Below are 12,073 nucleotides of genomic sequence, written 5' to 3' on the forward strand. Positions count from 1 at the left end.
AGCCGGCCGCCGAGCGGCCCGCCCCGCGCTGCCGCACCCGCCGCGGCCGGGCCTCCGTCCCGGCCCGGGTGCTCACCGCCCGCCGGCCCGTCGCGGACCGCCCCGCCCCGTACGACACCCACGTGCTGCCCCCGCTGCCGTGCCCCGTCCCGCCGGGCCCCGCCGCCGACGCCGTGCCCGACCTGGACGCCGAGTGCGGCCGCGGCCTGTTCCTGATCCACGCCCTGGCCGACCGCGTCCAGCTCCGCACCCACCCGCTGCGCGGCGCCACCGTCAGCTTCGACAAGCTGCTCACCCCGGGCCCGGCCGCCGCCCTGCTGCGCACCGCCTCCTGAACGGCCGCCGCCCTGCCGCGCACCGCCTCCTGAGCGGCCACCGCCCGCCCGTTCGTGTCCGACCCCCGTCCCGCTCCCGGACGTCTCACGGTCCGAAACTCGCTGGCGGACGCTCCCGCCTCCCCGGTTAAGGTCTAGACCGGCCACCGGAGGGGACCATGACCACCACAGCCGCGGAGCCCGCCTCCGCATCCCGTCGCGCACTGTCCCGGATGGGCAACGCACTGCAGGGACGGGACTTCCGCCTCTGGTTCTACGGCCAGCTGACGTCCGCGTCCGGTGGCCTCGCCCAGGGCGTCGCGATGTCCTGGATGATCCTCGAACTCACCCACAACGCAGTCTGGTTGACCGTCCAGACGGCCTGCGCCTGGGGGCCGACGCTGCTCCTCGGCCCGTGGGCCGGCGCGCTGGTCGACCGCTCGGACCGGCGCCGCCTGCTGCTGGTCACCCAGAGCCTGATGATGGCGATCAGCCTGGCGCTGGCCCTGATCGCCGCCTTCGACGGGATCCGGCTGTGGGTGCTGCTGGCCCTCTCGCTCTGCACCGGGTTGATCACCACCGTCGACTCCACGGCCCGGCAGGTCTTCGTGGTCGACCTGGTCGGCGCCGGCGCGGTGGCCAGCGCCGTCGGACTCTGGGAGGTCGCGCTCAACGCCTCCCGGGTGATCGGCCCCAGCATCGCCGGCGCGCTGCTCGCCACCAGCGGCCCCGGGTTCTGCTTCGTCTTCAACGGACTCGCCTACGCAGCCCCGCTGTTCGCCCTGGTCAAGCTCCGCCCCGCGGACGGCGGTCCGCGCCGCGCACCCACCGGCGGGCCCAAGGCGAAGGCCCGCGAGGGCCTCTCCTACGCCTGGCGCTCCCCGCTCATCCGCGGCCTGCTGCCGATGTCCGCCGCCAGCGGCCTGATCTTCGCGATGGGCCTCACCCTCCCGCCGCTGGTCAGCTACTCGCTGGGCGCGGGCGGCGGCGGGTACGGCCTGCTGATGGCCGCGTTCGGCATCGGCGGCCTGCCCGGCGCGCTGCTGGCGGCCGGCTCGCCCGAGCCCACCCCGCGCCGGGTGCGCAGCCTGGCGCTGGCCACCTCCGCGGCGATCCTGCTCACCGCGCTGTCGCCGAACATCTACGTCGCGGTGCCCGGCATGGTCGCGGTCGGCCTCACCTCGATCTGGTTCATCGCCACCGCCAACACCCTGGCCCAGCTGCGCTCGGCCCCCGAGATGCGCGGCCGGGTGATGGCCCTGTGGGGCAGCGCGATGACCGGCACCCTCCCGCTCACCGGCCTCGCCGTCACCTTCGTCGCCCAGCACGTCGACGCCCGGATCGGCTTCTCGATCTCCGGCGCGGCCCTGCTGCTGGCCACCCTGGCGGCCTGGCGGGCGCTGCGCCCGAACGTCTGACCCGCCGCGCGCGGCGGCGCGGGCCGGGGTGTCGAGAACGGCGCCCCGGCTCCGACCGGGGTACGGAAGGACGAACGCCCGCACCGCGAGGAGCCCGCCGTGACGTACGTGCTGCAACTGCACTTCAGCCAGGACGACACCCGCGTCCCGCCGATCCCCACCTGGAGCCCGGAGGCCACCGCGGCCCACCTCGCCCACGTGCGCCGGACGGCGGCCGAGCTGACCGCCACCGGCGAGCTGGTCGAGGCGCGCGGCCTGGCTGAGCCGGCCACCGCCCGGATCGTCCGGGCCACCGGCGGGGAGCCGGTCGTCACCGGCGGGCCGTTCCCGGACGGCAAGGAGTTCCTGTACGGCTGGTGGCTGGTCGACTGCGCGGACGAGGCGCGGGCGGTCGAGATCGCGGCCCGGGTCTCCGCGGTGCCGGGGCACGACGGGAGGCCGATGAACCTGCCGGTCGAGGTCCGCGAGCTGCTGCCGGAGGCCCCGGCGGAGCGCTGACGGCGACGGGGGCGCCGGCGGCAGCGCGAATTGCCGGGCCGGTCCGGGCGGCGGACCATGGTGATCATGATGCACCAGATGCGCGCCGAGACCGACCCGACCGGTGCCACGGACTCCGTGGTCAGCTGGCACATCGTCCGCGACGCGGACCTCACCGCGCTGTGCGGCAGGGAACTGTCCGCCGACGCCCCCGTCCAGGACGCCAGCCGCTGGACCGTCGACCCCGACCACAACTGCCACACCTGCGGGGCGCTGTTCCTGCGCGAGACCCCGTACCTTCCGGACGAGCACACCGGCTGACGCCCGCCGCGGCGTACCCTGACGGGTGTCCCGACCCGTCCCGCCGGAGGTGCTCCCGTGGTCATCGACTCCGCCACCGACGGCCGGATCCAGCGCGGCAACGAGACCCGGCGGGCGGTGCTCGGCCGGGCCGTGCAGATCGCCTCGGTCGAGGGCCTGGAGGCGCTGTCGATCGGGCGGCTGGCGACGGACCTCGGGCTGAGCAAGAGCGGCGTGTTCGCGAGCTTCGGCTCGAAGGAGGAGCTCCAGTTGGCGACCGTCCGGGCGGCCCGGCGGATCTTCCACGACCGGGTGGTGGCCCCGGTGCTGGAGCGGCCCGAGGGCGTGCGGCGGCTGCTGGCGCTGTGCGAGCAGTGGCTGGAGTACTCGCGGGGCCGGGTCTTCGACGGCGGCTGCTTCTTCTACGAGGTGACGGCCGAGTTCGACGCCCGGCCCGGCCCGGTGCGGGACGCGCTGGCGCAGTCGGCGCTGGAGTGGGAGGGCCTGGTGACCGACCTGGCCCGGGCGGCCGCGGCGGCCGGGGAACTGCCCGCGGGCACCGACCCGGAGGAGCTGGCCATGCTGCTGACCGGCCTGATGGACAGCGCGAACAGCCTGGCGGTGCTGCACGACGACCCGTCCCGCTACGACCGGATGCTCCGGGCGGCCCGCCGCCTGCTGGGCCTCCCCCCGGCCTGAGCCCCGGCCCGCTCCGCCCTGGGCCCGGCCCGTTCCGCCCGTCCGCGGGGCTGTTTCCTTGGCCTCCAAACTGCACGAACGGTCGTGCTAATATCTCGGCCATGCCAGCCAACGCCCTCGTGCGCACCACGCTGAACGCCGCCTCCCGCCTCGCCACCGCCCCGCCGGGACGGGTGGCCTACGAGCTCTTCCGGCACCCGGTGCGCCGCAGCCGGGTCCGCCCCGCCGAGCGCGAACTGCACGACCGGGCGCGCACCGCGGAGCTGCTGGTCAACGGCAAGCGGACGCGGGTCTACCGGTGGGGCGACGGCGCGCGGCCGGTGCTGCTGGTGCACGGCTGGCGCTCCCGGGCCTCGCGCTTCACCCCGTACGTGCGCGGGCTGCTGGACCTCGGGATGAGCCCGGTCGCCTTCGACGCGCCCGGCCACGGCGAGTCCGGGGGACGCAGCGTCACGATCCTGGAGTACCGCGAGCTGATCGGCCGGCTCGCCGAGCAGGACGGCCCGTTCGAGGCCGCCGTCACGCACTCCTTCGGGACGTGCTGCACCTTCCTCGCGATGGCCGAGGGGGTGCCGGTGGGCCGGCTCGCCTCGATCGCCGGGCTGGCCGAATTCACCTACCTGGTCGAGGCGTTCACCGCCATCCTGGGCCTGAACGAGCGCCTGGAGCGGGACTTGGTGCGCCGGATCGAACGGCACCTGCTGCCGGACGCCGGGGACGTCTGGCGGCGCTTCGACGCCACCCGCCGCCCGGAGCTGGTCACCGCCCCGATCCTGGCGGTGCACGACGAGGGGGACGACGTCGTCCCGTACCGGCAGGCGCAGCTGCTGCGGGCGGCGTACGGCGAGGAGCAGCTGCGCCTGATCACCACCCGGGGGCTCGGCCACCGGCGGGTGCTCTCCGAGCCGACGGTGGTCGACAACGTGCTGGCCTTCCTGGCCGAGCCGCTGCCGCTGCCGCTGCCGCTGCGGACCGACGCGGCTCCGGCGGCTCCGGTCACCCCGGCGGCCTGAGGGCGGGCCGGGAACGCCGGACGGCCGGCCCCGCGCGCGCTGCGCGGGACCGGCCGTCCGGGGTGCGGGTCGGGCGCTCAGCCCCCGCTCTTGCGGCGGAAGGTGCGCTTGCCGCCGGCCGCGCCGTGGGTGCCGTGGATCTTCGAGTCGCTGCCGGGGCCGCCGGCCGAACCGCGTCCCCCGTTGCCCTTGCGCTGCAGCGCGGCGAGGAACTTGGCCTTCTGGTCGTCCGGGCCGGCGGCGGCGGCCTCGGTGGCGGAGTCGGCGTCGGCGGGGGCGTCCGGCGCGGGCTCGGCGGCCGGGGCGGTGTCGCTGCTCATGGGGACCTCCTGGACGGGAAGCGGGTGTGCTGAGCACACCCTGTCATGCCGACGGGGGGTGCTGTCAGCCGATATCGCGCTCCGCCCGTCCCGGCGCGCCGTGCGGCGCGGCTCCGGTCAGCCCTGCCGGGCCGTGCCGTGCGGGTGCTGCCGGTCCTCGCGGTACTGCAGGCCGCCCATCATGAACAGCAGGGTGAGGATCGGGAAGCCGATCGAGGCGATCACCAGGACGAAGAACTGCCAGACCATGGGGAGGCTCCTGTCGCGGAGGGAATGCGGTCGATTATCGGACTTTGCCCCATTATGTCCGATTGCCGTCCGGTCACTCCCGGGAGGGACCGCGGTCGGCCCCCTGTTCGGGACCGGGCCGCGGCCGCAGACTGGTGGGCATGCGGGTAGAGCTGGCAGTCGACGCGCGCCGCCCCGACCGGGCCAACGAGGACTTCGCGGTCGCCACCCCGGAGGCACTCGTCCTCCTGGACGGCTCCAGCGCCCCGGACACCCTGCCGTCCGGCTGCACCCACGGCATCGCCTGGTACGTCCGCCGCCTCGGCGTCCACCTGCTGGCCAGGCTCACCGACCGCACCGACCGGCCGGCCGCCGACTGCCTGGCCGACGCCATCGCCGAGACCGCCGCCCTGCACGGCGACACCTGCGACCTGGCCAACCCGGCCACCCCCGCCGCGATGGTGGTCGCCGCCCGGCTGCGCGAGGACACCCTGGAGTACCTGGCGCTCGGCGACTCCCTGCTGGTGCTGCACCTCAAGGACGGCCCGCCCCGGGTGATCGGCGACAACCAGCGCTTCCCCGGCGGCGAGGCGCTGCGCCGACAGGTCTGGTCGACCGTCCCGGGCACCGCCGAACGCGCCGCGCTCTACCTGCGCTACGCCGTCGCGGTCCGGGCCGCCCGCAACACCGGCCACGGCCCGTGGATCGCCGCCGCCACCCCGCACGCCGCCGAGCACGCCGAGACCGGCACCGTCGCCCTGGCCGACCTGCACGGCGTGGCCGCCCTCTCCGACGGCGCCGCCCGCTACACCGACCGCCTGGGCCTGGGCAGTTGGGCCGACGCCGTCCGACTGCTCGCGGAAGCCGGCCCGGCCGAGCTGATCGCCCAGGTCCGGGCCGCCGAACGCTCCGACGCCGCCTGCCTGCGCTGGCCCCGCGGCAAGACCCACGACGACGCGGCCGCGCTCTACGCCCGCCTCTGAGCCCCGTCCCGACCCGCCGTCGGACCCGACTGGTCGGCCCCGCTGGTCGGCCCCGGACGTCAGCCCCGGCCGTCCGCCACGAACACCGCCCGCCGCACCGAGCCGTCCGGCGCGGTGTACGGGGCGACCGCCTCGCCCGGGGCGGGATCCCCGGCCGGGGTCAGCAGGCGGCGCAGCACCGGCTCGACCGGGCCCGTCACCGGCGCCACCGCCACGTCCTCGTCCACCGCGTCGCTCTCGCTCTGCCGCTGCGGCACCGCCTCCCCGCGCAGCAGCCGCGCCAACTCGGCGCGCACCACCGGGTCCTGGGCCCCGTCGTAGAACCAGCGGGTGCCCAGCACCCCGTGCTCGGACGTCCCGATCAGCGCCCCCTCCGGGGCCCCCGCCAGCGGCGCGCCCCGGTACGCCATCGCCACCAGGTAGGCGTCCCGGCCGTCCGCCACCGTCATCAGCTCGATGCCCACCTCGCCCGCCGGGTCGTCCAGCCGGAAGCCCCCGGCCCGCACCAGCTCCCCGCCACCCGGCCGGAACCACTCCTGCCCGGGCAGCCAGGCCGCCAGCAACTCCAACTTGCTGGGCTCCAACGTGGTGTGGTGAATCGTCGCCATGCCGTCCTCCAGGTACCGCGGTGCTTTCCGTACCTGCTCAGCCTACGGACGGTCCCCGCCGGTAGCGTGGAGGCCGCAGCGGAGCAGGGGGAGGCGGTCGTGGGGATCAGGCAGGTCGGCGAAGGGGCCGGACGGCGGGCCGGGGCGGCGCTCGGGTCGGTGACCGGGGCGGTCTCGGGCGCGGTGGCTTCGGCCCGGGCCAGGGCCGGGTCGGACTGGGCGCGGCGGGCACTGGAGACGCACCCGAAGCCGGGCGTGCCGCCGACCGAGGACTGGGAGGTCTCGCTCGCCGGACTGGTCGGACGGCTCCCGCACGTCCCGGGCCCGGCGGTGCGGCTGCTGCACCTGCTGGACGGGCTCGGCCAGGTCGCGGTCGGACCCGACGAGGTCGGCTTCGACGGGGAGTCCGTCGCCTGGGGCAAGGTGCTGGAGATCCGCTGCCACAGCACCGTCGACCTGCTGCCGGACGTGGTGGTCGAGCGCGAGGTGGACCGGATCCGCGAGTTCCTGCCGCCCGTCCCCGGCCGCAAGTGGCTGGTCACCAGGGCCGCCGAGGCACTGCTCACCCTCGCCCTGGCGGCCACCGCCGCCGCCGAGCGGCAGGAGCGCTCGCTGCCCTGCGAGATCGTCGCCAAGAACCTGATCGGCCGCCCGAAGACCCTGGCCGGCGGCCTGTTCGCGGCCTCCGCGCTCACCCTGATCCCGGAGGCCGGCGAGGCCCTGCTCGCCACCGCCCGCGAACGCGGCATCCCGGTCACCGTCGTCGACGACCCGATGACCGGCCTGCACGCCGAACGCGCCGCCCGGCTCCGCAGCACGGCCGACCGCCTCACCGAGGCACTCCGCCGCCTGCGCGCCGCCGACCCCGAAGCCGAGCCCGGCCCCGACCCGGACAAGGCCGCGGCGGGTGCCGCCGTACTCGCCGAACTCGACCTGCCGCCCGCCCCGCGCCCACCGCAGGACTGACCTGCCGACGGGTCGACTTCCCTTCGCCGCACGGGAGATCACCCCGGCCGGCTCGGCCGGCTCGGCCCCCGGGCCGCCCGCGCGTCGACCCTCCGGACGCGCGGTCGCGTCCGGAGGGTCGACGGTGGGGCCGGGTCGGTCAGCGGGTGACGGAGAAGGGCCGCTCCACGCGCGTGTCGTCCGTGCCGGCGTAGTCGGTGCCGGTGACGGTCAGCCGGCCCGCGACGTTCACGATGCCGCTGGGGCGGCGTCCGCCGTTGGTGGTGCTCTGCGGGAGGTCCAGCGACTCCCAGCCGTGGCGGGTCAGTCGGGCGCCGGTCGGCTGGTAGACGCCGCTGGCGAGGGCCGCGCCGACGACGGCCACCCCGTCCTGGGTGCGGACGAGGCCGTAGAGCCGGCCCGCGGCGATGCCGGTCTCCTGGTACGTCCAGCGGTGGCCGTCGTAGTGGGCGACGGTCGGCTTGTCCCGGCGGGACGAGTTGATCTCGGCGCCCGCCGCCCAGATGTCGTTCGGGCCGAGCGCGAGGAGTTCGGTGAGTTCGCCGGGGCGGGTGTCCAGTTCCGGGGTGGCGGCCTTGGTCCAGGAGCGGCCGTCGTAGTGCAGCAGCAGCGGGCGCGGCCAGCCGTCCTCGTTGCCGACGTCGCCGGAGGCCCAGATGTCGGTGGGGCTGTTGGCGACCACGGCGGAGAGCGTCCAGTAGTCGGTGCCGAGGTCGGGGGTCGGCACCGACTGCCAGGTCCGGCCGTCCCAGTGGTCGATGACGCCGTAGAAGGTCAGGTAGTCGTCGGGCTGGTAGTAGCCGACCGCCCACACGTCGTTCGGGTCGCCGGCCGTCGCGAACCCGGTGAGCCCGCCGCCCATGGCGTGCTCGTGCAGCGGCGCCTCCCGGGTCTGCCACTGCCCGGCGCGGTACCGGCTGACGGAGGCGGTGGTGCCCTGTCCGCTGCTGGTCACCCAGGTGCCGCCGGAGCCGTCGGAGCTGGCGGTGCGCCCCTTCACGCTGTCCGGGAGGGCGAGTTCGCGCCAGGAGCCGTCGGCGCCGTCCCGGGTGTAGGCCACTCGGACGGAGGACTGCTCCCGGCCCTGTCCGATCGTCCGGCCGCCGAGCACCCAGGTGGTGTGCCCGCCGACCCGGACCGGCTGGTTGAGGACGCCCTCCCCGTCCGGGAGGGCGTCCGTCCGCCAGGTGCGGGCGTTCGCGTCCTGCGCCTGGGCGTCCTGCGCGCGGGTGCCCGGCGGCGGCACGGACTGCGCGTTCGCGGGGGCGGCCGCGACCAGCAGGGCGGCGGTCAGCAGCAGGGTGGTCGCGGTGGTGCGGTGTCGCATCGGTCTCTCCTCTTCGTCGGGTGGCGGCGGACGCGGGTCCGCCGTTCAAGACATGTGCATGACACAGATGTGCCGTGAGTCGCCGACCGGGCGGTGTCCGGCAGGCGGGTCTCCGGCGGACGGGTCTCCGGCAGACGGGTGTGCGGTGGCGGGTGGCCGGTGGCGGGCGGTCGGTGGCGGGTGCCGAGATCGGGGGCCGGCACCCGCTCCGGTTCGACCGGGCGGCGGGGTCCTACCCCTCGTACGCGGGGCCGGAGAGCTGGGCCTCCTCCACCGGGTGCTGGTCGCCCTCGCCCAGCAGCGCCATCACGCGCGGCTGCTGGGCGAAGGCGACGACCTGGTCGACCGGCACCGGCGACGAGGACCGGTGCTGCCCGTACGGCATGATCCCCACGTACGCGTCGCTGTTGCCGAGCCGGAAGCTCACGCTGGTGCTGGTCAGGCCGTCGCTGTCCACCGACCGCCAGGTGGTGCCGGTGATGGTGTCGGTCACCTGGACCCGCTTGCAGGTCGAGGTCTTCACCTGCACCTCCTGCCCGATCGGGGTGTTCTCGCAGAGCCCGTCCGACGGGGCCCCGTCGCTGTGCGGGCGGACCGAGAGCCGCAGCAGCAGGTCACCCTGCGGGGACTGCGCCAGGTAGTCGGAGACCTGGTCGCTGAGCAGGCTGATCGAGCCGATCTCCGCCGGCAGCAGGTCGTGCAGCACGTTGGCGCTGCGCTGCCGGAAGTCCTCGATCCGCTGCCGCTCGGCCTCCGGCACCACCGGGACGGACTGCGAGGCGTCGGGCGACGCGGTCGGGACGACCGTCGTGGTCGGGAAGACCCGCGGGCTCGCGGTCGGCGCCGCGGCCATCTGCAGCGGCGCGGGCCCCGCGCCCCCGCTCCCGCCCGTCGGGCCGGGCAGGAAGGCCAGCCCCGTCGCGGCCAGCGCCGCCGTGCACACCACGGCCCCGCCGACCGCCAGCCGCGCCCGCAGCCGCCGCCGGCGCCCCTCCCGCACCGCCCCGGCCGTCAGCCCGACCGGTTCGGCCAGCTCGTCGGTGACCCGGGCCATCGCCCCTCTGACGAACAGCGCCCCGGGGGCCTGCTCCTTCTCCTGCATGTCGAAGCTCCTTCACGGTGTCTGGTTCCTCGGATCCCCGGCCCACCGCGCGCCCGGCTTCGGGCGTGCGGGTGTTGCGGCGCAAGGGAGTTGTGCGTACGGGTGCGCGCTCGGACGGCCGCGCTCGGACGGCCGCGCTCGGACGGCCGGGTTCAGGCGGCCGCGTACGGGCTGGACTCGCCGAGCTGCTCGCGGAGCCTGGCCAGTGCGCGCGAGCACTGGCTCTTGACGGTGCCGGTGCTGCAGCCGAGCAGGTCGGCGACGGTCTCCACGCTGAGGTCCTCCCAGTACCGCAGGACCACCATCGCCCTTGCCCGGACCGGCAGTTCGGCCAGCGCGTTCATCAGTGTCACCCGCAGGTCGCTGTCCTCGCCGGGCGTGCTCTCGGGCCGCGACGCCAGCAGGCCGAGCCGCCGGGCCACCGCGCGTCTGCGCTGCTCGCCCAGGAACGTCCGGGTCAGCACCGTCTTGGCGTAGGCGTCGAGGTGCTCCATCCGCGACGCCCGCCGCCAGTGCGCGAACAGCTTGGCCAGCGTCGTCTGGGTCAGGTCCTCGGCCCGGTGGGTGTCCCCGCACAGCAGGTACGCCGTCCGGTACAACCGGCGCCCGCACGCTGCCGCGTACTCCTCGAATGTCAACTCGTCCTGCCCGCGCATCCGTTCCCCCGCCCCTCCGGCGACCCGCCCCTGTCGACCGTTCTCAATGCGCGGGGGCCCGGGAAGGTTGAGCCGGAACGCGAAGAACCCCGCAGCCTTCCTCGGGGAGTTACGCGCCCGGTTCCGCGGTGAGGCGCCGGAGCAGGCCGAGCAGGGTCGCGCGGTCGGCGCCGGGCAGGGCGGAGAAGCAGTCGGCGAGCACCTCGTCGGCCACCCTGTGACCGGCCGTCAGGACCTGTGCGCCGCGGGGCGTGAGGTGGTGCTCGATGCGCCGGCCGCGGCCCGGCCGGCGTTCCACCAGGCTCTGCGCCGCGAGACGGCCGACGAGCGCTCCGAAGGACTGCTCGGTCTGGAACGTCGCCGCGGCCAGTTCGCGGGCCGATGACCCGGGCGCGCGGTCGATCGCCCGCAGCGCGTCCCACTGGGCCAGCGTCGTGCCGACGGCCGAGAGTGCGCTGTCGAGGGCCCGGTGCTGCCGGTACTGGGCCTGTTTGACCGCTCTGCCGAGTTCTTGCAGCTCACCATGCATGGTGTGAGTCTACGACATGACTAAGCTAGCTTATCTAAACATCTTTAGTTACTGTGCTCGGCATGCCCGAAGACGCATCAGCCCGGTACACCGACCTGTCCCTCACCGTGTCCGAGGCCGGAACCGGCCGACCGGTCCTCGTCCTGCACGGCGGCGGCGGCCCCGCCACGGTCGCCGGCCTCGCCCGGCACCTCTCCCGCACCGCCCGCGCCCTCACGCCCGTGCACCCCGGCTGGGACGGCACCCCCCGCCCCGGGTGGCTCACCGGCATCGACGACCTCGCCCTCGCCTACCTGCACGTCCTGCGCGAACGCGGCCTGCGCGACGTCCTCGTCGTCGGCTCCTCGCTCGGGGGCTGGATCGCCGCCGAGATGGCCGCGCGCGACAGCACGGGGAGCATCACCGGCCTGGTCCTGATCGGCGCCGTCGGCGTGGCGGTCGAGGCCGAACCGATCGCCGACTTCTTCGCCCTCGACGCCCGCGGCCTCGCGGAGCACTCCTGGCACGACCCGGACCGCCACTACCTCGACCCGGCCGACGTCCCCTCCGGAGAACTCGCGCGCCGACAGGCCAACGCGGCCACCATGCGCGCCCTCGCCGGCGACCCCTACATGCACGCCCCCGACCTGCTGCCCCGGCTCGGACGGGTCCGGGTGCCCGCCCTCCTGCTCTGGGGCGAGAGCGACCGCATCGTCACCCCCGCCTACGGAGCGGCGTACGCCGAAGCCTTCGCCGACGCCCGCCTCGAAGTCATCCCCGAAGCGGGCCACCTCCCGCAGCTCGAACGCCCGGAGGCCACCTTCGCCCTGATCGACGCCCACCTGCACCGCGACCAGGAACGGGCATCCTGAGTGCCAAAACGGTCTCCTGGCCTGCCATTTGACGTCCCAACAGGACCGAAGCGGCACGATGACGTCCGCTTGCCGACCGTGTCGGTTTTCGGGTGGTACGTGTGCTACGTTCCGCACCACAAGCGAAAAGAGTGGACCCCGGCGGTGCGGAAACACCCCGGGGCCTGGCACAGGAGAAGCGAACTCCCATGCATGTTCATCGTAGCGCGCACGCGCGCAATTTCACGGTGTTGCCCAATGAGGTCTTGCAGGACCGCAGGCTCACGTACACCTCGCGGGGGC

At 75.2% G+C, this 12,073-nt stretch carries 16 protein-coding genes; 9 read left to right on the forward strand and 7 right to left on the reverse strand.

The features are described from left to right. The 6 genes from ABD345_RS38835 to ABD345_RS38860 all read left to right on the forward strand — a co-directional run. Positions 1-335: ATP-binding protein (locus ABD345_RS38835; protein WP_425556956.1), on the forward strand; the 335-nt coding region annotated here is incomplete at its 5' end. Between the two features lie 158 nt (positions 336-493). Further along, on the forward strand, positions 494-1,732 hold the full coding sequence (locus ABD345_RS38840; protein WP_344559362.1) for an MFS transporter: 1,239 nt from the start codon (positions 494-496) through the stop codon (positions 1,730-1,732). Positions 1,733-1,831: 99 nt separating this feature from the next. Further along, a complete protein-coding gene (locus ABD345_RS38845) occupies positions 1,832-2,230 on the forward strand; it encodes a YciI family protein (protein ID WP_344559364.1) in 399 nt (132 codons plus the stop codon). A gap of 66 nt (positions 2,231-2,296) precedes the next feature. Next, positions 2,297-2,530 (forward strand): hypothetical protein, encoded by a 234-nt coding sequence (locus ABD345_RS38850; protein WP_344559366.1) that lies wholly within the window; start codon positions 2,297-2,299, stop codon positions 2,528-2,530. Positions 2,531-2,587: 57 nt separating this feature from the next. After that, positions 2,588-3,208 (forward strand): TetR/AcrR family transcriptional regulator, encoded by a 621-nt coding sequence (locus ABD345_RS38855; protein WP_344559368.1) that lies wholly within the window; start codon positions 2,588-2,590, stop codon positions 3,206-3,208. 101 nt (positions 3,209-3,309) lie between these two features. After that, positions 3,310-4,221, forward strand: a complete 912-nt coding sequence (locus ABD345_RS38860; protein ID WP_344559370.1) for an alpha/beta fold hydrolase — start codon at positions 3,310-3,312, stop codon at positions 4,219-4,221. A 77-nt stretch (positions 4,222-4,298) separates the two neighbouring features. Here the strand turns inward: ABD345_RS38860 and ABD345_RS38865 are convergent, their stop codons facing one another. Together ABD345_RS38865 and ABD345_RS38870 are read right to left on the reverse strand one after the other, a co-directional pair. After that, positions 4,299-4,541: a DUF5302 domain-containing protein gene (locus ABD345_RS38865; RefSeq protein ID WP_344559372.1), complete on the reverse strand. Its 243-nt coding sequence runs from the start codon at positions 4,539-4,541 to the stop codon at positions 4,299-4,301. A 117-nt stretch (positions 4,542-4,658) separates the two neighbouring features. Beyond that, a complete protein-coding gene (locus ABD345_RS38870; RefSeq protein WP_344559373.1) occupies positions 4,659-4,790 on the reverse strand; it encodes a hypothetical protein in 132 nt (43 codons plus the stop codon). Positions 4,791-4,930: 140 nt separating this feature from the next. On the opposite strand from ABD345_RS38870, the gene ABD345_RS38875 reads away from it, so the two are divergent. Next, complete coding sequence (locus ABD345_RS38875) at positions 4,931-5,752, forward strand: integrase (protein WP_344559375.1); 822 nt, start codon at positions 4,931-4,933, stop codon at positions 5,750-5,752. Between the two features lie 59 nt (positions 5,753-5,811). Here ABD345_RS38875 and ABD345_RS38880 read toward each other — a convergent pair whose 3' ends face one another. Next, positions 5,812-6,360, reverse strand: a complete 549-nt coding sequence (locus ABD345_RS38880; RefSeq protein ID WP_344559377.1) for a maltokinase N-terminal cap-like domain-containing protein — start codon at positions 6,358-6,360, stop codon at positions 5,812-5,814. Positions 6,361-6,459: 99 nt separating this feature from the next. Between ABD345_RS38880 and ABD345_RS38885 the strand changes: the two genes are divergently transcribed. Then, positions 6,460-7,326 carry a hypothetical protein gene (locus ABD345_RS38885; protein ID WP_344559379.1) on the forward strand — a complete coding sequence of 289 codons (867 nt, stop codon included), beginning with the start codon at positions 6,460-6,462 and terminating at the stop codon, positions 7,324-7,326. Between the two features lie 139 nt (positions 7,327-7,465). On the opposite strand, the gene ABD345_RS38890 is transcribed toward ABD345_RS38885, so the two are convergent. From ABD345_RS38890 to ABD345_RS38905, 4 genes are all read right to left on the reverse strand, one after another. Then, the gene (locus ABD345_RS38890) at positions 7,466-8,653 is read right to left on the reverse strand and encodes a hypothetical protein (RefSeq protein ID WP_344559381.1); all 1,188 of its coding nucleotides are present in this window, start codon (positions 8,651-8,653) and stop codon (positions 7,466-7,468) included. Positions 8,654-8,885: 232 nt separating this feature from the next. After that, positions 8,886-9,755: a hypothetical protein gene (locus ABD345_RS38895; RefSeq protein ID WP_344559383.1), complete on the reverse strand. Its 870-nt coding sequence runs from the start codon at positions 9,753-9,755 to the stop codon at positions 8,886-8,888. 152 nt (positions 9,756-9,907) lie between these two features. Beyond that, complete coding sequence (locus ABD345_RS38900) at positions 9,908-10,411, reverse strand: SigE family RNA polymerase sigma factor (protein ID WP_344559385.1); 504 nt, start codon at positions 10,409-10,411, stop codon at positions 9,908-9,910. A 109-nt stretch (positions 10,412-10,520) separates the two neighbouring features. Then, positions 10,521-10,940 (reverse strand): MarR family winged helix-turn-helix transcriptional regulator, encoded by a 420-nt coding sequence (locus tag ABD345_RS38905; RefSeq protein ID WP_344559387.1) that lies wholly within the window; start codon positions 10,938-10,940, stop codon positions 10,521-10,523. A gap of 62 nt (positions 10,941-11,002) precedes the next feature. Between ABD345_RS38905 and ABD345_RS38910 the strand changes: the two genes are divergently transcribed. Then, positions 11,003-11,791 carry an alpha/beta fold hydrolase gene (locus tag ABD345_RS38910; protein ID WP_344559388.1) on the forward strand — a complete coding sequence of 263 codons (789 nt, stop codon included), beginning with the start codon at positions 11,003-11,005 and terminating at the stop codon, positions 11,789-11,791. Positions 11,792-12,073 lie beyond the last annotated feature (282 nt).

The sequence above is a fragment of the Kitasatospora saccharophila genome (genome assembly GCF_039529925.1).
Taxonomy (GTDB): Bacteria; Actinomycetota; Actinomycetes; order Streptomycetales; family Streptomycetaceae; genus Kitasatospora; species Kitasatospora saccharophila.